This is a genomic window from Achromobacter sp. ACM04 (assembly GCF_014851465.1).
GTDB classification, from domain to species: domain Bacteria; phylum Pseudomonadota; class Gammaproteobacteria; order Burkholderiales; family Burkholderiaceae_B; genus Achromobacter; species Achromobacter aegrifaciens.
This window is the reverse complement of sequence record NZ_JACUZS010000003.1, coordinates 97,172-118,982: the sequence shown is the minus strand read 5'-3', so window position 1 is coordinate 118,982 and position 21,811 is coordinate 97,172. Positions and strand designations below refer to the sequence as shown.

17 protein-coding genes are annotated in these 21,811 nt (G+C 66.7%); 10 read left to right on the top strand and 7 right to left on the bottom strand.

Features of this window, described 5'->3' with window-relative positions; translation table 11 throughout:
* Positions 1–401 precede the first annotated feature (401 nt).
* Positions 402–1,925 (bottom strand): fumarate hydratase, encoded by a 1,524-nt coding sequence (locus IB259_RS16880; RefSeq protein WP_054457515.1) that lies wholly within the window; start codon positions 1,923–1,925, stop codon positions 402–404.
* A 159-nt stretch (positions 1,926–2,084) separates the two neighbouring features.
* Positions 2,085–2,852, bottom strand: coding sequence for a crotonase/enoyl-CoA hydratase family protein (locus tag IB259_RS16875; protein ID WP_054457517.1), 768 nt, complete (start codon positions 2,850–2,852; stop codon positions 2,085–2,087).
* Between the two features lie 276 nt (positions 2,853–3,128).
* Here IB259_RS16875 and glyQ point away from each other — a divergent pair, with 276 nt between their 5' ends.
* Genes glyQ through def form a run of 8 tightly spaced genes read left to right on the top strand, consistent with a single transcriptional unit; the run spans position 3,129 to position 10,568 of the window.
* Positions 3,129–4,040: a glycine--tRNA ligase subunit alpha gene (gene glyQ, locus IB259_RS16870; protein ID WP_025136700.1), complete on the top strand. Its 912-nt coding sequence runs from the start codon at positions 3,129–3,131 to the stop codon at positions 4,038–4,040.
* Positions 4,041–6,179, top strand: coding sequence for a glycine--tRNA ligase subunit beta (gene glyS, locus IB259_RS16865; RefSeq protein ID WP_054457518.1), 2,139 nt, complete (start codon positions 4,041–4,043; stop codon positions 6,177–6,179).
* Positions 6,176–6,715 (top strand): D-glycero-beta-D-manno-heptose 1,7-bisphosphate 7-phosphatase, encoded by a 540-nt coding sequence (gmhB, locus tag IB259_RS16860; RefSeq protein WP_054457520.1) that lies wholly within the window; start codon positions 6,176–6,178, stop codon positions 6,713–6,715. Before glyS ends, gmhB begins: the two co-directional genes overlap by 4 nt.
* 4 nt (positions 6,716–6,719) lie before the next feature.
* Positions 6,720–7,448: a 1-acyl-sn-glycerol-3-phosphate acyltransferase gene (locus IB259_RS16855; RefSeq protein WP_054457522.1), complete on the top strand. Its 729-nt coding sequence runs from the start codon at positions 6,720–6,722 to the stop codon at positions 7,446–7,448.
* Positions 7,435–8,430, top strand: coding sequence for a M48 family metallopeptidase (locus tag IB259_RS16850; protein ID WP_192329720.1), 996 nt, complete (start codon positions 7,435–7,437; stop codon positions 8,428–8,430). The genes IB259_RS16855 and IB259_RS16850 overlap by 14 nt, the downstream gene beginning before the upstream one ends.
* Positions 8,431–8,450: 20 nt before the next feature.
* Complete coding sequence (locus tag IB259_RS16845) at positions 8,451–9,593, top strand: 2-aminoethylphosphonate--pyruvate transaminase (protein WP_192329718.1); 1,143 nt, start codon at positions 8,451–8,453, stop codon at positions 9,591–9,593.
* Between the two features lie 12 nt (positions 9,594–9,605).
* Positions 9,606–10,001 carry a lactoylglutathione lyase gene (gene gloA / locus IB259_RS16840; protein WP_054457526.1) on the top strand — a complete coding sequence of 132 codons (396 nt, stop codon included), beginning with the start codon at positions 9,606–9,608 and terminating at the stop codon, positions 9,999–10,001.
* A 33-nt stretch (positions 10,002–10,034) separates the two neighbouring features.
* Entirely contained in the window at positions 10,035–10,568 is a 534-nt protein-coding gene (gene def, locus IB259_RS16835; protein ID WP_192329717.1) for a peptide deformylase, read from the top strand.
* Between the two features lie 38 nt (positions 10,569–10,606).
* Here def and IB259_RS16830 read toward each other — a convergent pair whose 3' ends face one another.
* Positions 10,607–12,853: an acyl-CoA dehydrogenase gene (locus IB259_RS16830; protein WP_192329715.1), complete on the bottom strand. Its 2,247-nt coding sequence runs from the start codon at positions 12,851–12,853 to the stop codon at positions 10,607–10,609.
* 153 nt (positions 12,854–13,006) lie between these two features.
* On the opposite strand from IB259_RS16830, the gene IB259_RS16825 reads away from it, so the two are divergent.
* Entirely contained in the window at positions 13,007–14,236 is a 1,230-nt protein-coding gene (locus IB259_RS16825) for a nucleoside recognition domain-containing protein (RefSeq protein WP_054457620.1), read from the top strand.
* 53 nt (positions 14,237–14,289) lie between these two features.
* On the opposite strand, the gene pyk is transcribed toward IB259_RS16825, so the two are convergent.
* Positions 14,290–15,732, bottom strand: a complete 1,443-nt coding sequence (gene pyk, locus IB259_RS16820; protein WP_054457531.1) for a pyruvate kinase — start codon at positions 15,730–15,732, stop codon at positions 14,290–14,292.
* A gap of 106 nt (positions 15,733–15,838) precedes the next feature.
* Here pyk and IB259_RS16815 point away from each other — a divergent pair, with 106 nt between their 5' ends.
* A complete protein-coding gene (locus tag IB259_RS16815) occupies positions 15,839–16,981 on the top strand; it encodes a glycerate kinase (protein WP_192329713.1) in 1,143 nt (380 codons plus the stop codon).
* Between the two features lie 55 nt (positions 16,982–17,036).
* Here the strand turns inward: IB259_RS16815 and rsmA are convergent, their stop codons facing one another.
* The 3 genes from rsmA to IB259_RS16800 are packed head-to-tail and all read right to left on the bottom strand — an operon-like array spanning position 17,037 to position 21,790.
* The gene (gene rsmA, locus IB259_RS16810; RefSeq protein ID WP_119451439.1) at positions 17,037–17,828 is read right to left on the bottom strand and encodes a 16S rRNA (adenine(1518)-N(6)/adenine(1519)-N(6))-dimethyltransferase RsmA; all 792 of its coding nucleotides are present in this window, start codon (positions 17,826–17,828) and stop codon (positions 17,037–17,039) included.
* An 18-nt stretch (positions 17,829–17,846) separates the two neighbouring features.
* Entirely contained in the window at positions 17,847–19,433 is a 1,587-nt protein-coding gene (locus IB259_RS16805) for a peptidylprolyl isomerase (protein ID WP_054457536.1), read from the bottom strand.
* Entirely contained in the window at positions 19,430–21,790 is a 2,361-nt protein-coding gene (locus tag IB259_RS16800; RefSeq protein WP_119451438.1) for an LPS-assembly protein LptD, read from the bottom strand. The genes IB259_RS16805 and IB259_RS16800 overlap by 4 nt, the downstream gene beginning before the upstream one ends.
* Positions 21,791–21,811: the final 21 nt, after the last annotated feature.

Sequence of the window (21,811 nt, the reverse complement as noted above, 5' to 3'; positions counted from 1 at the left end):
CACACGCCACTCACCGCATGCGCGCTAGCGGCCACCACAGCAATTAAATAAATCACGTATGTCATTATCGGCCGCCCGCGCGGCCGATAATGACGGGCAAATCAAGCCTCTCCCCCGACCACGGCTCCAGTAGCGCGCCAGGCCAAGACAAACGTAGCCCGTCGGCGCGGGCGTCTGGGTGGCGAGCAACCTCGATGCGCCCGAGGGAATCCGTAGGAGTCGCCGAAGGCGAGGACGAGGATGACAACGGGGCAGTCCGGAGCGAACGCTCCGGACCGCAATCGTGGGCGCTCGCCACCCAGACGCCCGCGCCGACGGGCGGCCTACGAAGCACTAGGCACTAAAGCCAAAAAAAACGGCCACCAGTCCCCTGGCAGCCGTTTTTCTCACAGCCTACGGAATCAAGCCACAGCGACAGGAATCTTCCCAATCTTGGCCTGCCATTCCTTGGGCCCCGTGGTATGGACAGAGGTACCCTGAGCGTCAACCGCCACAGTCACCGGCATGTCCTTCACGTCGAACTCGTAGATGGCTTCCATGCCCAGGTCCGCAAAACCCAGCACCTTCGCGCCACGGATAGCCTTCGACACCAGGTAAGCCGCGCCACCCACCGCCATCAGATAAGCCGAGTTGTGCTTCTTGATGGATTCGATAGCCACCGGACCGCGCTCCGACTTGCCGATCATCGCGATCAGGCCCGTCTGCTCCAGCATCATGTCCGTGAACTTATCCATGCGCGTAGCGGTAGTGGGGCCCGCCGGGCCAACCACTTCGTCGCGCACCGGATCCACCGGACCCACGTAGTAAATGACGCGATTCTTGAAATCCACCGGCAGCGGCTCGCCCTTGGCCAGCATGTCCTGGATACGCTTGTGCGCCGCATCGCGGCCCGTCAACATCTTGCCCGACAGCAGCAGCGTCTGGCCCGGCTTCCAGCTGGCCACTTCTTCCTTGGTCAGCGTATTCAGGTCCACCTGCTTGGACTTGTTGTAGTCCGGCGCCCAGTGCACTTCCGGCCACTCCGACAGCGACGGCGGATCCAGGCGAGCGGGGCCCGAGCCGTCCAGTTCGAAGTGCGCGTGGCGCGTCGCCGCACAGTTCGGGATCATCGCCACGGGCTTGGACGCCGCGTGCGTCGGGAACGTGCTGATCTTGACGTCCAGCACCGTCGTCAAACCGCCCAGGCCCTGCGCGCCGATACCCAGCGCGTTGACCTTCTCATACAGCTCGATACGCAGCTCTTCCAGCTTGTTCTGCGGACCGCGGGCCAGCAGCTCGTACATGTCGATGTCTTCCATCAACGACTGCTTCGCCATCAGCATGGCCTTCTCGGCCGTGCCGCCGACGCCGATGCCCAGCATGCCCGGCGGGCACCAGCCCGCGCCCATCGTCGGCACCGTCTTCAGCACCCAGTCCACCAGCGAATCGCTCGGATTCAGCATCGCGAACTTCGACTTGTTTTCCGAACCGCCGCCCTTCGAAGCGACTTGCACGTCGACCTTGTCGCCCGGGACAAGCTCGACGTGCAGGATACAGGGCGTGTTGTCGCGCGTGTTCTTGCGCGCAAACAGCGGATCGTCCAGCACCGAGGCGCGCAAAGGATTGTCCGGGTTCAGATAGCCGCGGCGCACGCCTTCGTCACAGAGTTCCTGCAGCGTGCGCTTGGTCTCGAAACGCACGCCCATGCCGACCTTCAGGAACACGTTGACGATGCCCGTGTCCTGGCACAGCGGACGCTTGCCCTCGGCGCACATGCGCGAGTTGGTCAGGATCTGGGCCATCGCGTCGCGCGCGGCGGGGCTTTCCTCGCGCTCGTAGGCGCGGGCCAGGTGACGGATGTAGTCGACCGGGTGGTAGTAGCTGATGAACTGGATGCCATCGGCTATCGACTGGATGAAGTCTTCTTCTTTGATGATGACTGACATGGCGATATCGGGTCTAGATGAAAAACGTGAAAACGCGGCCGGCGTGACTAGCCCGCCGCGATGGAGAAAGAACTATTTTTGCCGCCGGGCCGCCCCAAGGCAAACAGCGCCCCCTCGGGGGGCAGCTAGCCCCGCAGGGGCGCGGCGTGGGGGCATTTCCTATTTGCCTTGCCAGACCGGTTTGCGCTTCTCGGCGAAGGCGGTCGCGCCTTCCTTGGCGTCGGCGGACGAAAAGATGTGCGCAATCAGCGGACGCTGCTGGTCGAACATGCTGGCCTGGTCCCAGTCGCCCGACTGCGCCACGATGCTCTTGGCGGTCTGCACCGCCAGCGGGCCGTTCTCGACGATGGCGCGGGCCAGTTCCAGAGCGCCCGCCAGGGCGGCGCCCGGCTCGGTGATGCGGTTGACCAGCCCGAAGGAGTGGGCGCGCTCGGCCGTCAACATTTCGCCGGTCAGGATCACTTCCATAGCAATGTGGTACGGCAGGCGGCGCGGCAGGCGCAGCATGCCGCCGGCGCCCGCCACCAGGCCGCGCTTGACTTCAGGCAGGCCGAACTTGGCGTTGCTGGCGGCCACGATCAGGTCGGAAGCCAGCGCCATTTCGCAGCCGCCGGCCAGCGCATAGCCTTCCACCGCCGCGATCAGCGGCTTCTTGGGCGGCCGCTCGTTCAGGCCCGCGAAGCCGCGGCCTTCCACGTAGGGACGCTGCCCCGACTTGGCGAAAGCCTTCAGGTCCATGCCCGACGAGAACGTGCCGCCGCCGCCCGTCAGGATGCCGATGCGGATGTCGTCGCGGCTGTCCAACTGGTCCAGCGCCGCGGCCATGGCCTGCGCGGTCTCCAGGTTGATGGCGTTCTTGGCCTCGGGACGGTTGATCGTGATGATCTGGATGCCGTCGGTGACTTCTACCTTGATCAGGTCTGACATGGGACTGCTCCTTCCGGGAATTCTCGGAATCAGGTTCCGGGTTTTATATAAGACTTGGTACGCAACCTGGAATCATACGATCATTGGTTTCCAGGCGCAGCGACAGGCCCGCGGGGCGTCCACCAGCGGCACACTGTCCCCCTGCGAACCGCCCCGAAGGCCCAGATGTAACCGTCCGCCCGGCATTCGGGAACCGGACCGCCCCAGGCCAGTTAAAATGTCGGGTTTCCCACGCCCAGGGCAAGCCTTGCCCGGCGGCCGAATTCCAAGAATCCTATGCTCACCTTTCAGCAAATCATCCTTACGCTCCAGGAATACTGGGACAAGCAGGGTTGCGCCCTGCTGCAACCCTACGACATGGAAGTCGGCGCCGGCACCTCGCATACCGCCACGTTCCTGCGCGCGATCGGCCCGGAGCCCTGGCGCGCCGCCTACGTGCAGCCCTCGCGCCGCCCCAAGGACGGCCGCTACGGCGAAAACCCCAACCGCCTGCAACACTATTATCAGTACCAGGTCGTGTTGAAGCCCGCGCCTCCGGAAATCCTGGACCTGTACATCGGTTCGCTCAAGGCGCTGGGCATCGATCCCACCCAGCACGACATCCGCTTCGTAGAGGACGACTGGGAGAACCCCACCCTCGGCGCCTGGGGCCTGGGCTGGGAAGTCTGGCTGAACGGCATGGAAGTCACCCAGTTCACCTACTTCCAGCAAGTGGGCGGCCTGGACTGCACGCCGACCACCGGCGAAATCACCTACGGCCTGGAACGCCTGGCCATGTACCTGCAGGACGTGCAAAGCGTGTACGACCTGGTCTGGACCGAAGGCGCCAACGGCAACCGCGTGCTGTATCGCGACGTGTTCCACCAGAACGAAGTGGAACAGTCCACCTACAACTTCGAGCATTCGTCGGCCGAGATGCTGTTCTCGCACTTCAATGACTACGAAGCCGAGGCCAAGCGCCTGATGGACGTGCCGCTGGCGCTGCCCGCCTACGAGGCCGCGCTGAAGGCCGCGCACACGTTCAACATGCTGGACGCGCGCGGCGCGATCAGCGTCACCGAGCGCGCCGCCTACATCGGCCGCATCCGCAACCTGTCGCGCGCCGTCGCGCAGGCCTACTACGATTCCCGCGAACGACTGGGCTTTCCCATGCTGGGCCGCGACAAGGCCGCCGGGGAGGCTGCATAAATGACGACGAACATCCGCCCGCTGCTGGTCGAACTGCTGACAGAAGAACTCCCGCCCAAGGCCCTGCAGAAGCTGGGCCAGGCCTTTGCCGAAGGCGTGCGCGCCACGCTGGAGCGCCACGGCCTGCTGGCCGCCGGCTGCGCCGCCACCGCGTATTCCACGCCGCGCCGACTGGCCGTGCACCTGTCCGCCGTGCTGGCTCAGGCGCCCGACCAGCCCTATGCCGAAAAGCTGATGCCGGTGAAGATCGGCCTGACCGAAGACGGCCAGGCCACGCCCGCGCTGCAGAAGAAGCTGGCCGCCAAGGGCCTTGAGAATATCGACCTGTCGACCCTGGAACGTGAATCCGACGGCAAGCAGGACTACCTGGTCGCGCGCGGCACCGCTCCCGGCGCCCAGCTGGCCGCCGGCCTGCAGGAAGGCATCGACGCCGCCATCAACGGCCTGCCCATTCCCAAGGTCATGCGCTACCAATTGGCCGACGGCGTCACCACCGTCAAGTTCGTGCGTCCGGCGCACGGCCTGGTCGCGCTGTTCGGCGCCGACGTGGTGCCGGTGTCCGCGCTGGGCCTGGCCGCCGGCCGCGACACGCTGGGCCACCGCTTCATGAGCGCGGGCCCCGTGTCCTTCGCCGACGCCGACGCCTACGCCGCCACCCTGGCCGAAAAGGGCCGCGTGGTGGCCTCGTTCGAAGGTCGCCGCGACGAGATCCAGCGCCAGTTGCTGGACCATGCCGGCCGCCTGAACGCCACCCTGGGCGACGATCCCGAAGTGGCCGCGCTGCTGGACGAAGTCACGGCCCTGGTCGAACACCCAACCGTCTACGTGGGCCAGTTCGAAGAGCAGTTCCTGCAAGTGCCGCAGGAATGCCTGATCCTGACCATGCGGCTGAACCAGAAATACTTCCCGCTGTTCGATCCGGCTACCGGCCGCCTGACGCACCGCTTCCTGATCGTCAGCAACATGCACACCGACAATCCGGTGAACATCATTGAAGGGAACCAGCGCGTGGTGCGCCCGCGCCTGGCCGATGCGCAGTTCTTCTTCGAAACCGACCGCAAGACGCCGCTGGCGGCGCGCGTCGAACAACTGGGCTCGATCGTCTACCACAACAAGCTGGGCACCCAGCTGGAACGCGTGGAGCGCGTGCGCGCCATCGCCCGCGGCGTGGCCGAGCAACTGGGCGGCGACGTCTCCGCCGCCGACCGCGCGGCCATGCTGGCCAAGGCCGACCTGGGCTCGAACATGGTGGGCGAATTCCCCGAGCTGCAAGGCGTCATGGGCGCCTATTACGCGGCCGGCGACGGCGAGCCCGACAGCGTGGTGCAGGCCCTGCGCACGCAGTACCGCAACCGCTACGACGCGCCCGTCACCGCCGACACGCTGACCGCGGCCACCCTGTTCATCGCCGAGCGCGTGGAAACCATGGTCGGCATCTGGGCCATCGGCCTGGCGCCCACCGGCGAGCGCGACCCCTTCGGCCTGCGCCGCGCCGCGCTGGGCCTGATCAGCGCCTTCGAACAACTGGCCGCAGGCGGCTGGCTCAAGATCAGCGAGGCCGGCCCCCTGTCGCTGGACGGCCTGCTGGAACTGGCCGCAGGGACCTTCCCCGCCGGCAAGATCCCCGCCGACACGCTGGCCGAAGTCCGCGCCTTCATCTACGAACGCTACCGCAACCAGCTGATCAATGACTTCGACCGCAATGCCGTCGAAGCCGTGATCGCGCTGACCCCGCCGTTGCACCAGGTGGCCGAGCGCGTGCGCGCGGCCGCCGCCTTTGCGCAGCTGCCCGAGGCCGCCAGCCTGGCCGCCGCCAACAAGCGCATCGGCAACCTGCTCAAGAAGGCCGAAGGCGAGATCGGCGCGGTGAACGACGCCGCGCTCGTGGAACCGGCTGAAAAGGCCCTGGCCGCCGCCGTTTCCGCGCTGCGCCCGAAGGCCGAGGCGCAACTGGCCGCGGGCGACTTCGCCGGCAGCCTGAGCACGCTGGCCCAGGTCCGCGAAGCCGTGGACGCCTTCTTTGCCGACGTCATGGTCATGGCCGAAGACCCGGCCGTGCGCGCCAACCGGCTGGCCCTGCTGGGCCAGTTGCATGGCCTGATGAACCAGGTCGCTGACATCTCCAGGCTGGCACAGTGAAACTCATCATCCTAGACCGCGACGGCGTCATCAATCAGGACAGCGATTCGTTCGTCAAGAATCCGGACGAATGGATCGCCCTGCCCGGCAGCCTGCAGGCCATCGCGCGGCTGACGCAGGCGGGCTGGAAGGTGGTGGTCGCCACCAACCAGTCGGGCCTGGCGCGCGGCCTGTTCGACATGGACACCCTGACGGCCATCCATACCAAGATGCGTCGCGAACTGGCCGCCGCTGGCGGCAGTATCGACGCGGTCTTCATGTGCCCACACGGCCCCGATGACAATTGCTCCTGCCGCAAGCCCAAGCCCGGCATGTTCGAACAGATCGGACACCGCTACGACGTCGACCTGGCTGGCGTGCCGGCGGTGGGCGATTCGCTGCGCGACCTGCAGGCCTCGTCGTCGGTCGGCTGCTCGCCCTGGCTGGTGCTGACCGGCAACGGCAAGAAAACGCTGGCCAAGGGCGGTTTGCCTGACAACACCCGCGTCTGCGACGACCTGTCGGCCGTGGTCGACGCGCTGCTGCAGGACCATTGATCCAATGGCCCGCCTACGTTCGCTGCTGTACTTCCTGTTCCTGGCCGTCACGGTCATTCCCTATGCCTTCGCCTGCATCCTGTGGGCGCCGCTGCCTCTGCACTGGCGCTACAAGCTGACCGTGGGCTGGCCGCGCCTGGCCATCTGGGGCGCGCGCTTCTTCTGCGGCATCCGCTGGCAGGTCAAGGGCTGGGAAAACCTGCCCGACGGCCCGGCGGTGCTGCTGTCCAAGCACCAGTCGGCCTGGGAAACGCTGTTCTTCCCGGCCCACATGCCGCGCGAAGTCTGCTTCGTCTACAAGAAGGAACTGCACATGGTGCCGTTCTTCGGCTGGGGCTTGGCGCTGCTGCGCATGATCCCGATCGACCGCGCCAAGGGTCGCGATGCCTTCGATCAAGTGGTCAAGCAAGGCCAGACGCGCCTGGACGAAGGCCGCTGGCCCCTGCTGTTCCCCGAGGGCACCCGCGTGCCGCCCGGCAAGACCGGCCGCTTCAAGATGGGCGGCGCGCTGCTGGCCTCGCGCACCGGCGCGGTCGTCATCCCCGTGGCGCATAATGCCGGCGAATGCTGGCGCCGCAACGCCTTCGTGAAGTATCCGGGCATGGTTACCGTGTCCATCGGTCCCGCGATAGAATCCAAGGGACTCTCCCCCGAGGAACTGAACAAAAAGGTTCAGGACTGGATCGAAGGGGAAATGCGGCGTCTCAATCCAGAAAGGTATGGCCAGCACTGATCAGCTCGAACTCCTGTTCGACGAACAGCAGCACGACGCGCCCACGGGCGCGCCGCCGCTGAACGCCGCGCCTCAGGCTCCGGCCGCGCCTGAGGCGGCCTCGCCCAAGCCGGTCCCGCCCAAGCCCCTCTTCCCCGATCTGCCGCCGGCCGCCGTCCCTGCCGGCGAACCGCTGCTGACGCTGTCGCCCAACGCGGCCTCGCTCGTCCCCACGCCCTGCCCCGACCCGCTGCCGCCCGGCGCGCGTTGGCGCGAGGTCGCGACCGAGCAGCAGTCCATCGGCTTCGTGCTGCTGCGTTCGCGCCGCCGCAGCATAGGCTTCGTGATCACTGACGACGGCTTGCGCGTCACCGCCCCGAACTGGGTGACGCTGACGCAGGTGGACGACGCCGTGCGCGAGAAGGCCCGCTGGATCCTGACCAAGCTGCGCGAATGGCATGCCCGCAAGCAGCAACTGGCCATGGCGCACACCCGCTGGCAGCCGGGCGGCGAGCTGCCCTACCTGGGCAAGCGCATCGTGATCGGCGTGGGCGGCGACAGCCGCCAGGCCAGTTTGTCGGGCGACGCCGACGCCCCCCAGGACGGCGACACCCTGTGGCTGGCGCTGCCGTCCTCGGCGGACCAGGGCCGCATCCGCGATTCGGCCCAAGCCTGGCTGCAGCAGCGCGCCGGCGCCTGGTTCGGCGCGCGCCTGGCCCACTTCCTGCAAGTCAGCGGCCTGAAGATCCGGCGCTGGCGCCTGTCGTCGGCCGCAACCCGCTGGGGCTCCTGCACCAGCGACGGCAACATCATGCTGAACTGGCGCCTGATCCATTTCGCGCCCGCCATCATCGACTACGTCATCGCCCACGAGCTTGCCCATTTGCGCGAAATGAACCACAGTCAGGACTTCTGGCGCGAAGTGGGGCAGATCCTGCCCGATTTCGAAGACGCCAAGAACATCCTGCGACGTCACGACCCCGCATCCTTGCCTCAGTTCTGAGGCATTCTGGAGACACGAAAATGTTGCTGCTGATTCCGGGCCCGGTCACGACCGACGCGCGGGTGAAGGCCGCCATGGCGCAAGACTATGCGCCGTGGGACAACGATTTCCGTCAGACCTACCGGCAGGTCTGCGATGGCGTCCTGCGGGCGGCGCAGGCGTCGCCCGACGAGCACGCTGCGCTGGCGCTGCCGGGCTGCGGCCACTTCGCGGTGGAAGCCGCCATCCGCAGCCTCATCCCCGCCGGCGGCCGCCTGCTGGCGCCCTCCACCGGCGCCTACGCCGCCCGCCTGCAGAAGCTGGCCGGCGATGCCGGCCGCGTCGCCGTGCCGCTGCCCGTAGGCCCCACCGAGCGGATCGATCCGCAAGCGGTCGCGCAGGCGCTGGAACAGGATCCCACGCTCACGCACCTGGCGCTGGTCTACAGCGAAACCGGCAGCGGCATCTGCCACGACGTGCCCGAACTCGCGCGCATCGCGCATGCGCTGGGCCGCCGCGTCATCGTCGACGCCGTATCCGCCTTCGGCGCGCTGCCCCTGGAGCTGCACGCCCTGCCCGCCGTGGAGGCAGTGGTGCTGACGGCCAACAAGTGCCTGGAAGGCATGCCCGGCGCCGCCTTCGTGGTGGCGCGGCGCGACAGCCTGGAAGCGGCGCGCGGCATCGCCGGCAGCTGGTCGCTGGACCTGGCCGACATCTACCAGCAAAGCCAGCAGCCCAATGCCGGCCCGCGTTTCACGCCGCCCGCGCCCACGCTGGCCGCGCTGGCCGTGGCGCTGGAGCTGCACCGCGAAGAAGGCCGCGAAGCCCGCCTGGCGCGCTACACCGCCAACATGCACACGCTATATGATGGCGTCAGGGAACTGGGCCTGGCGCCTTACCTGCCGCCCGCGCTGCAGGGGCCCATCGTCGTCAACGTCCGCGCCCCGGATGCGCCGACCTGGAACCTGCAATTGTTCGTGGACGCCCTCAAGCGCCGCGGCTACGTGCTCAGCAACTTCTACAACACCGAACAACCTTCGTTCCGGGTCGGCTGCATCGGCGCCTTCGGGCCAGACCAGATGCGGCAGGCAGTCGACGCCATGGGCGGCGCGCTGCGCGACATCGGCATCACCCGGGAAGCCGCCGGCAACGGCGGATTCTTCCCGTTCCCCCTCACCGCTTAAGGAAACCATCCCATGCGTATGCTCCACACCATGCTGCGAGTCGGCAATCTCGACAAGTCCATCGACTTCTACACCAATGTGCTCGGCATGCGCGTCCTGCGCCGCAACGACTACCCCGAAGGCAAGTTCACGCTGGCCTTCGTCGGCTACCAGGACGAATCCGAAGGCGCCGTCATCGAACTGACCCACAACTGGGATACGGACAAGTACGACCTGGGCACCGGCTACGGCCACATCGCCCTGGAAGTGGACAACGCCTACGAAGCCTGTGACAAGGTCAAGGAAAAAGGCGGCAAGGTCACGCGCGAAGCCGGCCCGATGAAGCACGGCAAGACGGTCATCGCCTTTGTCGAAGACCCCGATGGCTACAAGATCGAGTTCATCCAGAAAAAGGGCCGCCAGGACTGAGCCCCGCGCGGCCAAAGCCAGGAAGACACTTCCATGATCCACACCATCCTGAAAATGGGCGATCCGCGGCTGCTGCGCGTGGCCGCGCCCGTGGAGCGCTACGACACGCCCGAGTTGCATGCGCTGATCGACGACATGTTCGAAACCATGGCCGCCGCGCAAGGGGTGGGCCTGGCCGCGCCGCAGATCGGCGTGGATCTGCAGCTGGTGATCTTCGGCTTTGACCGCAACGAGCGCTATCCCGACGCCCCCGCCGTGCCGCAGACCATCCTGTGCAATCCCGTCATCACGCCGCTGTCGGACGAGACGGAAGACGGCTGGGAAGGCTGCCTGTCGGTGCCGGGCCTGCGCGGCATGGTGCCGCGCTACCGCCGCATCCGCTACAGCGGGCGAGATCCCTACGGCCAGCTCATCGAGCGCGAGGCCGAGGGCTTTCACGCCCGGGTGGTGCAGCACGAATGCGATCACCTGATCGGCCGGCTCTACCCGTCGCGCATCCAGGACTTCAGCAAATTCGGGTTCACTGAAATCCTGTTCCCGGACATGGATCCGAATCAGGACGACTAAGGCCCCGCTCCCGCCTTGCGGGGGCTTGCGTCCCTACCCTAAGCCTCGCCGGAGTCCGCCTTGGCGGCCTGCGGCGACAACTCCTCGGGCGCGAAATCGTCCACCTGCAACACCCGCGAGACCAGGGCTTCGGCCTCTTCCAGCGAGGCCGCCTGCGCGTCGGTAATGGCGCCGCGCTGATGGGCTTCGCGCCAATCGCGCACGCCGGACTGGCGCAGGCGGTCGCGCAGCGGCTGCACGGCGTCCGCCAGCGCGAAGGCGCGGGTCAGAAGGCCTACCGGATCGTCGCCGGCAGCGCCGGCCTCGCGATGCAGGTCGGCCGCCAGGCGCACATGCGTGGGCGAAGGCTTGAGCAGCAGTTCAGCGCATTCCCGGGTCAAGGCGTCGCTCGGCCCCTTGGCCAGGCGCAGCGGCAGGATGGCCGCGCGCAGTCCCCACGACAACACGCGGCCCGGCAGATTGCGCAGGACCTGATCCATGCTTTTCTCGATGCTGGCGTAGCCGTGCTCCAGGCACCACTGCACCAGCGGCAGATCGTCGTGCTTGCGGCCCTCGTCTTCCCAGCGCTTGAGCACCGCCGACTGCAGATACAGTTCGGACAGGATGTCGCCCAGGCGGGCGGAAATCATTTCCCGGCGCTTCAGGCCTCCGCCCAGCTGCGCCAGCGTGGCATCGGCCAGCAGCGCGAAGCCCGAGGCATAGCGGCCCAGCCGCCGGTAGTGGCCGGCCACGGGACCGGATGAAGGCGCAGGCGCCAGCACCCCGCCAGTCCAGGCGCGGCCGATGGCCCGCAGCGCGTTGATGCCTGTGTGGCGCAGATGCCGCCAGAACACGTCGTGGAAGACCTCCATGCCGCGGTCTTCGTCGGGGTTGCCCAACGCCAGGATTTCCGGCATCAGATAGGGATGGGCGCGGATCGCGCCCTGGCCGAAGATGATCAGGTTGCGCGTCAGGATGTTGGCGCCCTCGACCGTGATGGCGATGGGCACGGCGCGGTACAGCGCGCCCAGGTAATTGCTGGGACCGTCGATGACGGCGCGGCCGGCATGGATGTCCATCGCGTCGTTGACCGAGCCGCGCATGCGCTCGGTGGCGTGGTACTTCATGATGCCCGAGACCACTGCCGGCTTGACGCCCTGGTTCAGCGCGGCGCAGGTCAAGCGCCTGGCGGCTTCGACCAGATAGGCATTGCCCGCCAGCCGGGCCAGCCCTTCCTGCACGCCTTCGAACTTGCCGACGGGAATGCCGAACTGTTCGCGCACGCGGGCATACATGCCCGTGGTGTGCGCGCACATCACGGCGGCCGCGGCCGACAGCGACGGCAAGGAAATGCCCCGCCCCGCCGCCAGCGCGCTCATCAGCATCTGCCAGCCATGCCCGGCGCGCTCGGCGCCGCCGATCAGCGCGTCCAGCGGCACGAACACGTCGCGCCCGCGGTTGGGGCCGTTCTGGAAGACCTGCATGGCGGGCAGGTGGCGGCGCCCGATCTCCACGCCGGGCGCTTCGGTCGGCACCAGCGCGACCGATATGCCAATGTCCTTGGCGCCGCCCAGGATGCCGTCGGGGTCCGATAGCTTGAAAGCCAGCCCCAGCACCGTCGCCACCGGCCCCAACGTGATGTAGCGCTTGTGCCAGTTCAGCCGGATGCCGATCAGTTCGCGCCCGTCGATCACCTGGCGGCAGACCACGCCCGTGTCCACCATGGACGCGGCGTCCGAACCGGCCTCGGGGCTGGTCAGGCCGAAGCATGGCACCTCGCGGCCGTCGGCCAGCCGCGGCAGCCAGTAGTCGCGCTGCGCCGGCGTGCCGAACTGCATCAGCAATTCGCCGGGGCCCAGCGAATTGGGCACCATGACGGTGACGCCCGCGGTGATGGAGTAGGCCGAAATGCGCCGCACGACCTCGGAGTGCGCATAGGGCGAAAAGCCCAGGCCGCCGTAGCGCCGCGGAATGATCATGCCGAAGAAGCGTTCGGCCTTCAGGAAGTCCCATACCTCGGGCGGCAGATCGCGCCGGTTCCAGGTGATGTCCCATTCGTCCAGCATGGCGCAAAGCCGCGCCAGCGGACCGTCTATGAAGCGCTGCTCGTCCGCGGTCAGCGTGGCCGCCGGCACGTCCAGCAGCTTGCGCCAGTCGGGATTGCCGGTGAACAGATCAGCATCCCACCAGGTGTCGCCGGCCTCGATGGCTTCGCGCTCCGTCGCCGACATGGCGGGCAGCGCGTTGCGCGCCCAGCGGTAAGCGGGTTCCGAGATGCGGCGCCGGCGCCATGCGTTGAAGTCCATGAGTTTTCCTCACTGTTATGGCCCCAGGCCCCAGGGCGTATCAGGTCAAAGTACCAGAATTGGCGGCGTCGGGCCAAGCTGCGGCCTGCCGACTCTGCGACAATGGGCCTCGGCGCGCAGCGCGCAATCCATCGCTATCCGGGCAGTCTCCGCATGCTGAACAAACTCTGGCTGGGCTTTTTCCTTACTGCGGCCGCGGCGGCGCTGTACCGCTGGCTGGTCATCGGCGACCCCGATGTCTTCCGCATGATGGTCGCCAGCCTGTTCGACATGGCGCGCGTGTCGGTGGAAGTGATGGTGCTGCTGTTCGGCACGCTGACGCTGTGGCTGGGCTTTCTGCGCATCGCCGAGGGCGCCGGCCTGGTGGAAAAACTGGCGCGCGTGCTGGGACCGCTGTTCGCGCGCCTGATGCCCGGCGTGCCGCGCAACCACCCGGCCATCGGTCTGATCACGCTGAACTTCGCCGCCAACGGACTGGGCCTGGACAACGCCGCCACGCCCATCGGCCTGCGCGCCATGCGCGAACTGCAGTCGCTCAACCCCACGCCCGAAACCGCCAGCAACGCGCAGATACTGTTCCTGGTGCTGAATGCGTCATCGCTGACCCTGCTGCCGGTGACGCTGTTCATGTTCCGCGCGCAGCAGGGCGCGCCGGACCCGACGTTGGTGTTCCTGCCCATCCTGCTGGCCACCAGCGCATCGACCCTGGCAGGTTTCCTGGCCGTGGCGGCCTGCCAGCGCCTGCGCCTGATCGATCCGGTCGTGATGCTGTGGCTGGGCGGCGCGGCGCTGCTCATGGGCGGATTCATGGCGCTGCTGGCCAGCATGTCGGCGGCGGCCATCGCCGCGCTGTCGTCGCTGCTGGGCAATCTGGTCCTGTTCGGCATCCTGATCGCCTTCCTGGTGGCGGGCGCCTGGAAGAAGGTGCCGGTCTACGAGGCCTTCATCGAAGGCGCCAAGGAAGGCTTCGACATCGCCAAGAGCCTGCTGCCCTATCTGGTCGCGATGCTCTGCGCGGTGGGCGTGCTGCGCGCATCGGGCGCGCTGGATTTCCTGCTGGACGGCATCCGCTGGCTGGCGGTGCAAGCGGGATGGGACACGCGCTTCGTGGATGCCCTGCCTACCGCGCTGGTCAAGCCATTCTCGGGCAGCGCGGCGCGCGCCATGATGCTGGAAACCATGACGCATTTCGGCGTGGACAGCTTCCCCGCGCTGCTGGCCGCGGTGGTCCAGGGCAGCACCGAGACCACCTTTTACGTGCTGGCGGTGTACTTCGGATCGGTGGGCATATTGCGGGCGCGCCACGCGGTGGGCTGCGCCCTGATTGCCGACCTGGCCGGCGTGCTGGCGGCCATCGGCGTGTGCTACTGGTTCTTCGGCTGAAACCCGCCGCGCGGCGGCAAGGAGCGCCCGGGCGGCGCTCCTGCCCCGCCGTATCAATCCACCAGCAGGATCTTCATGCCGTTGGTGCCACCGCTGTCGCGGTAGAAGTCGCCCTTGGTCAGGATCACCCAGTCCCCGGTCTGCACCAGGTTGCGCTTGCGCAGTTCATCGATGGCGGCGTTGCTCAGGTCGGCAGGCTCGTAGTCTGACGGCGCGAACGGAATCGTGTAGACGCCGCGGAACATGGCCACGCGGTTTTGCGTGATGCTGTGCGGGCTGTAGCAGTAGATAGGCACGCCCGAGCGGATGCGCGACATGATCAGCGGCGTGTGACCGCTTTCGGTCAGCGAAATGATGGCCTTGACGCCGGGAAAATGGTTGGCCGCGTACATGGCCGCCAGCGCGATGGTCTCGTCGCAACGGGTGAAGGTCTCGCCCAGGCGGTGATGCGACTTGGTCGAGGTCGGGTGCTTTTCCGCGCCCAGGCAGACGCGGGCCATGGCCTGCACGGTTTCCACGGGATACTGGCCCGATGCGCTTTCCGCCGACAGCATGACGGCGTCGGTGTAGTCCAGCACCGCGTTGGCCACGTCGGACACTTCGGCGCGCGTGGGCATGGGGCTGGAGATCATCGACTCCATCATCTGCGTCGCGGTGATGACGACCTTGTTCAGCGTGCGGGCGTGCTGGATGATGCGCTTCTGGATGCCGACGAGTTCGGCATCGCCCACCTCCACGCCGAGGTCGCCGCGCGCCACCATCACGCCGTCGCTGGCGCGGATCAGCGCGTCCAGCGCCTCGTCGTCGGCCACGGCTTCGGCGCGTTCGATCTTGGCGATGATCCACGCCTGGCTGCCGGCGGCCGCCAGCAGCGTGCGCGCCTCGTCGATATCGCTGCCATAGCGCGGGAATGACACGGCCACGTAGTCCAGTTCCATCTCGGCGGCCAGCTTGATGTCGACGCGGTCCTTGTCGGTCAGGCTGGGCGCGGACAGGCCGCCGCCGCGGCGGTTGATGCCCTTGTTGTTCGACAGCGGGCCGCCCACGGTAACGGTGGTGTGGACCTCGTCGCCTTCGACGCTGTCCACCACCAGCACCACGCGGCCGTCATCCAACAGCAGCTCGTCGCCGACGCGGCAGTCCTGCACCAGTTCGGGGTAATCGATGCCGACGATGCTGGCCGTGCCCTCTTCCTTGGGATGCACGCGCGACAGCGTGAACGGCTGTCCGATCTGCAGTTGGACCAGCTTGTCCTTGAAGCGTGCAATGCGGATCTTGGGGCCTTGCAGGTCGCCCATGATGGCGACGAAGCGGCCCTGCTTGGCGGCGATCTCGCGCACCATGCGGGCGCGCTCGCGATGGTCGTCCGCGCTGCCGTGCGAGAAGTTCAGGCGGGCCACGTCCAGACCCGCGCGGATCAGCGCTTCTATGCGTTCAGGCGTCGAAGTCGAAGGTCCCAGGGTGGCGACAATTTTGGTGCGGCGCAATACGGGCATGACGATCCACTCTCGCTAAAACAACAAAAACGCTATGGTACGCCGGCCGCGCCCGCGCAGGTATCATGGGCATCACCTCAACCGAAAAACGAGCTCGACTGAACCCGTGAAAATCGTCATCGCCCCCGACTCTTTCAAAGAAAGCGTGTCCGCCCCCGATGCCGCGGCAGCCATTGCACGCGGCGTGAAGGCCGCTGTTCCCGGCGCTCACACGGTATGCATTCCGATGGCCGACGGCGGCGAAGGCACGGTCGAAGCCGTGCTCGCGGCGACCGGCGGCAAGGAACGCCAACAGACGGTGAACGATGCGTTGGGCTACAAGGTCGACGCCGTCTGGGGCTTGCTCGAGGACGGCACGGCGGTGATCGAGATGGCCGCGGCGGCGGGCCTGGAACTCATCGCCCCTGCCAAGCGCGATCCGATGCGCGCCAGCAGCCACGGCGTGGGCGAACTGATGCTGGCAGCCTTGAACGCAGGCGCCAAGCGCATCATCCTGGGCCTGGGCGGATCGGCCACCAACGACGCGGGCGCCGGCATGCTGACTGCGCTGGGCGTGCGCCTGCTGGACGCTGACGGCCGCAGCCTGCCGCCCGGCGGCGGCGCGCTCGGCAAGCTGGCCAGCATCGATACCCACGGCCTGGATCCGCGCCTGGCCCAGATCCGCATCGACATTGCCTCGGATGTGGACAACCCTTTGTGCGGCCCACAGGGCGCCTCGCATGTGTTCGGCCCGCAAAAGGGCGCGACGCCTGAACAGGTGCTGATCCTGGATCAGATGCTGACGAATTTCGCCGATGTGTGCACCAAGCACCTGGGCTCCGACCATCGCGACCACCCAGGCGCGGGCGCGGCGGGCGGCCTGGGATTCGCCGCCAAGGCGTTCCTGGGTGCCAGTTTCCGGCCCGGCGTGGAGATCGTGGCCGAACTGGGCGGCCTGGCCCAGGCGGTCGAAGGCGCAACCCTGGTGTTCACGGGCGAAGGCCGCATGGACGCGCAGACCCTGCGGGGCAAGACTCCGGCCGGCGTGGCGAAGATCGCGCAGCGCGCGGGCGTGCCCGTGGTGGCGCTGGCCGGCTCGCTGGGCGAAGGCTACGAAGCGTTGCACGCCTGCGGCATCAGCGCCGCGTTCAGCCTGGCGCCCGGCCCCATCACGTTGCAGCAGGCGCTCACGGACGCCGAAAAACTGCTGGCCGACCGCGCCCGCGACGTCATGCAGCTCTGGATGACCGCGCAGAAGCGCATGTTGTAGAAACCCAAATGAAGAAGCCCGCTTGCGCGGGCTTCTTCATTTTGCGGATCCAGCTTCACTCGGCCTGCAGCACTCCGGCCGCCACCAGCGCATCCGCCAGACGGATGTACCGGTCCACCGAAATATCCTCGGCGCGCGCCGTAGGCGCGATGTCCAGCGCTTCCCAGGGCACTTGCTGCGCCCAGTCCGCCAGCACCCGGCGCAGCATCTTGCGGCGCTGTGAGAATGCCCGCGCCACCACGGTTTCGAAGGCCCGCTCGCTGACCGGACGCAGACGGTCCGCCGGCAAGGGCACCATGCGCACGATCGCCGACACCACCTTGGGCGGCGGGTCAAAGGCTTCCGGCGGCACGTCGAACAGCTTGTGCATGCGGTAGCGCGACTGCAGCATCACCGACAGGCGGCTGAAGTCGCCTGAACCGGGCTGCGCGACCATGCGGTCGATCACTTCCCGCTGAAGCATGAAATGCTGGTCGCGGACGTGATCGGCCCAGGTCATCAGATGGAACAGCAACGGGCTGGAGATGTTGTAGGGCAGGTTCCCCACCACGCGCAGCGCAGGCCCGAACTGGGAAAAATCCACCGTCAAGGCATCGGCCTCGACCACGGTCAGGCGGCTGGCGTCGAACTGCTTGCGCAGGCGCGCCGCCAGGTCGCGGTCGATCTCGACCGCCGTCAGGTGATCCAGGCGTTCGAGCAACGGCCGGGTAAGCGCGGACAAGCCCGGGCCGATCTCGACCACGGTATCGTCGCGGGCGGGCGAAACCGCCCGGACGATGGACTCGACCACGCTCTCGTCGGTCAGGAAGTTCTGGCCAAAGCGCTTGCGCGCCTGGTGCTGGGACATGTAAAGCCTGTAATGCGTTTAGCGGTTGTTCTGCTGGATCTTCTGCTGCTTTTCCAGACGATTGTCGATGTACGCCTGGGCGCGCAACTGCTCCAGCCAATCCTCGAAAGCCGGCTGGGCGCGGCGTTCGAACAAGGTCTGACGGGCCTTCATGCGAGCCATATCGTCGGTGGCGTCGTGCTGGCGGCGCTCTTCCACTTCGATCAGGTGCCAGCCGAAGGGCGATTGCACCGGTTGGCTGATTTCACCCGGCTTCAGGGCGTTCATGGCGGCCTCGAACGGCGGCACGGTTTCGCCCGGGTTCAACCAACCCAGTTCGCCGCCTTGCGGGGCGGTCGCGTCCTGCGAATACTGGCGCGCCATGTCCTCGAACTTGGCGCCGCCGCTCACCAGGCGCTGGCGCACCTGCTCCAGGCGCTGACGCGCCATTTCGTCGCTCATGACGGTGGAGGTCTTGATCAGGATGTGGCGCGCACGAGTCTGCATCACTTCCACAGGGCCTTGGTGCGCAGGCGCCTGCGCGGGCGCGGCGGCGGGCTGCGGCGCCTGGGCCGGCGCCGGAGCGCGGGCCGTGCGGGCGGGCGCCGGCTGGGCGGTGCCACGGTCCATCACCTTGATGATGTGGAAACCGTTGCCGCTCTGGATCAGGCCGCTGACCTGGCCTTTTTGCAGATTGCCGACGGCCTGAACAAACAGGTCGGGCCAGCCGTCCAGCGGGCGCACACCCATGACGCCACCTTGCAAGGCTTCGGGACCGTCCGAGGCCGCGGCGGCCAGGCTGGCGAAGTCATCGCCGCGCTTGGCTTGCGCCAGCAGGCTTTCGGCCTTCTTGCGCAGCACCGCCAGCTGCTCGGGCGACGAACCTTCCGGCACGCGCACCAGAATCTGGGCCAGGGCGTAGAGCATCGGGCCCGACGGCGCAGCGGCCTGTTGGGGTTCGGGCTGCGGCTGGGCCTGCGGTTGCGGGGCTGCCTGCGGCGCGGCGCCGAACGCCGGATTGCGCCGCTGGTCCTTCAGAAACGCGTCGACTTCGGCGTCGGAAATCACAATCGTGGAATCCACCGCGCGCTGACGCAGGCGATCCGTGCGGATCTCGTCGCGCAGCGACTTGCGATAGCCGTCCCAGCTCGTGCCGGTTCTTTCGATTTCCTGGCGTAGCTGGGCCACGGTGATCTTGTTGCGGGACGCAATGGTCTGGATGGCTTGGTCGATCTGCGCATCATCCACGCGTATGCCCAGGCGATCCGCCTCATGGCGCTGCACGCGCTCCATGATCAGGCGTTGCAATACCTGATGCTGCAAGGTCTGATCATCGGGCACCTGGATGCCCCGGGTCTTGAGCTCGCTCGAAATGCGCAACGACGCATCGCGCAATTCGCGCAGCGTGATCACGTCCTTGTCCACGACAGCAGCAATGCCATCGACGAACTGCTCGCGCTGCGGCGCGGGCGCAGCGTTCTTCTGCGCGGCGGAATTCGGCTTGGCGCCATTGTTCGCGGCCTTGCCGCCCTGCTCGGCCGCATGGGCCACGGGCAAGCCGGCGCACACGGCCAACAGCAGCGCATTGCCAGAGAGGCGGCGCAAAGAGTGCAACCTACGCATCATTCATACCTTTCAAATGTGGTCCCGGTGGGCACAGGCGGCGTAACACGCGTGTAGCCGGGGATACTTCTGTTCAGCAGGTTCATCGGGTCGGTTCCCAGGGAACCCAGACCGGTCAGTTCAAGCTGGAAGAACAGTGCCGAGTTGGCGTCCGTGGCGGATACCGCGTATCGCTGGTAGACCATGCGGCCCACCCAGCAGCAATCTCCCTTGTACTCCAGGCCGGCAATGGCCTGCGTGACGCGAGGCGAGTCCATCGTGCCGGCCAGCGTGCTGGACGGACCGCTGCGCAGCGAGTAGTCCACGCGCCCGACGCCGTACCAGCGCTTGGAGAACGGCCACTGCATGGCCAGGCTCACCTGGTTCTGACCCTGCGCCTGATATTGGACGCCGGGCTGGGGATCGCGTTGGTAGCGGTAGGACACGGCCACCGTCGTCAGGCGCTGCGGCGACCAGCGCGCGCTGATCAAGCCGCGCGACCAGTTGCTGTCGTAAGGGTTGTATTGCGCGGCGATCTCGGTGCTTAGCGTGTCGGTCAGCGCCGCGCTGGCGCCCAGGAGGAAGTCCGAACGAACATTCTCGCGAGGCACTTCACCCGGCAACGTGACCTTCTGGTCTGCAAAGTACAGACGCTGCGCAACGCCCAGCGACATGCGCTCAAATCCGGTGTTGGCATCCAGCCAGCGCGTCGTCAACGCCGCAGTCAGCTGATTGGCGTTCGCGATGCGGTCCCAGCCACCGGTATAGATGTTCTCTTCGAACGCCTGCGAGAAGCTGAAATCAGCCAAAGAGGTGTCGTAGACAGGCAGTTTGGACTGGTCGCGGTACGGCACGTACAGGTAGTACAGGCGCGGCTCCAGGGTCTGCGTGGAGGCCTTGCCGAACAGCGAGGTGTCGCGTTCGAAGATCAGCCCCGAATCCAGGGACAAGATCGGCACCGAACGGGATTGCGAACGCGGCGTACCCGGGCTCAGGTTGTACCAGTCGGTGTCGTACTGGGTGTAATTGACTCCAGCCTTGGGAACAATGAACCAGCCTGGCTTGACGATCGGATAGGAAACCGTCGGATAAGTCTGGAAGCGGTTGCCGTCAGGTCCGAGTCGTTGGCTTTCGAAGAGCGGTTTGCGGAAGCGTACTGCGGTGGAACTCCAATCCACGTCAAATCCGCCCCAGTCATAACGGGCACCACGGAAGAAGAGTTCCGGCTCCTTGTCATACGGAGGCGCGAGCGGCGCATCAGGATCCTGCAGCGTCTGGTACTTGTAGACCTGCGCATACGCGCTCCAGTAACCGGACGGAGACGACCAGCCCACCCGCGCGCGCTGCGGCAGATAGGTCGTCGAAGCCTGGTTCAAACCCAGCTGGGAAATGTCTCGAAAGTAGTTGTCGTCCGATACTTTCGCGACATCCCAATCCGCATAGAATCCGTAGGGCAATATTTGCTGGTGACGCCACCAATACATCCACCGGTCACTATCGGTCAGCTTGTCGTTGGGCAGGTAGGCGCCATCCAGAATTCCGCCGTAGCCATTGCCGAGATAGCGGAACTCACCCCCCAACTGCAGCCCGCGCTTGGAGAAGTAGCGCGGCTGCACGGTCATGTCATAGTTCGGCGCCAGATTCAGGTAGTACGGAATCGAAAAATCGAAACCGCCCTGGCTGGTCGTGCCATAGGTCGGCATCAGGAAGCCCGACTTGCGCTCCCGCTTGACCGGAAAGGTCATGTAAGGCGACGCCAGGATGGGCACGTCCTTGAAATACAACACACCGCTGCGGGCCACACCTTCGTTCTCATCGAAGTCGATGTCGACGGTATTGGCCTTGATGTACCAGGACGGCGTTTCGCAGGCGCAGCCGCTGTACGTCACCGTGTGCAGCCGCATCTGCGAGCGGCTGAAGATGTCCGCATGCTCGGCGACGGCGAAGCCGCCGTTGGCGCCCATCCAGAAATTGGGTTTTTCGATCTCGCCCGAGGACTTGTCGACGTTGAACTTGGCATTCGGCCCGATCACCAGGGTGCCGTCGCGCATCATGCGCGCGCTGCCCTGCACGTCGACTTCGCCCGTGTCCTTGCGGTAGTTGATGCGGTCGCCCTTGATCACGCTGTCGATGCGGCGCACCTGGGCATTGCCCGTCAGGGTCAGGTCAGAGTCGGGATCGCCATCAATGCTGTCCGCCTCCATGAAGGCGGGAATGCTGTCGTCCGGCAGGCGGTGGATCCGCAGGCCCGGCGAGGTGCGCAACACGGGAGTCGCCGAGGTCGACGACGCGGCGGGAGCGCTGCCCTGGCTACCTTGGGCCTGGACGGCTCCGGCGGCGACACTGACAGCAGAGAGGATCAACCATCGAACCTTGCGCACGAGTGAAAACAGCCCTTTTTG

Bases quoted from the DNA above. Each gene is read 5' to 3' on its own strand.
- IB259_RS16880 (WP_054457515.1), bottom strand. From the start codon at position 1,925: ATGTCAGTCATCATCAAAGAAGAAGACTTCATCCAGTCGATAGCCGAT.
- IB259_RS16875 (WP_054457517.1), bottom strand. From the start codon at position 2,852: ATGTCAGACCTGATCAAGGTAGAAGTCACCGACGGCATCCAGATCATC.
- glyQ (WP_025136700.1), top strand. From the start codon at position 3,129: ATGCTCACCTTTCAGCAAATCATCCTTACGCTCCAGGAATACTGGGAC.
- glyS (WP_054457518.1), top strand. From the start codon at position 4,041: ATGACGACGAACATCCGCCCGCTGCTGGTCGAACTGCTGACAGAAGAA.
- IB259_RS16855 (WP_054457522.1), top strand. From the start codon at position 6,720: ATGGCCCGCCTACGTTCGCTGCTGTACTTCCTGTTCCTGGCCGTCACG.
- IB259_RS16850 (WP_192329720.1), top strand. From the start codon at position 7,435: ATGGCCAGCACTGATCAGCTCGAACTCCTGTTCGACGAACAGCAGCAC.
- IB259_RS16845 (WP_192329718.1), top strand. From the start codon at position 8,451: ATGTTGCTGCTGATTCCGGGCCCGGTCACGACCGACGCGCGGGTGAAG.
- gloA (WP_054457526.1), top strand. From the start codon at position 9,606: ATGCGTATGCTCCACACCATGCTGCGAGTCGGCAATCTCGACAAGTCC.
- def (WP_192329717.1), top strand. From the start codon at position 10,035: ATGATCCACACCATCCTGAAAATGGGCGATCCGCGGCTGCTGCGCGTG.
- IB259_RS16830 (WP_192329715.1), bottom strand. From the start codon at position 12,853: ATGGACTTCAACGCATGGCGCCGGCGCCGCATCTCGGAACCCGCTTAC.
- IB259_RS16825 (WP_054457620.1), top strand. From the start codon at position 13,007: ATGCTGAACAAACTCTGGCTGGGCTTTTTCCTTACTGCGGCCGCGGCG.
- pyk (WP_054457531.1), bottom strand. From the start codon at position 15,732: ATGCCCGTATTGCGCCGCACCAAAATTGTCGCCACCCTGGGACCTTCG.
- rsmA (WP_119451439.1), bottom strand. From the start codon at position 17,828: ATGTCCCAGCACCAGGCGCGCAAGCGCTTTGGCCAGAACTTCCTGACC.
- IB259_RS16805 (WP_054457536.1), bottom strand. From the start codon at position 19,433: ATGATGCGTAGGTTGCACTCTTTGCGCCGCCTCTCTGGCAATGCGCTG.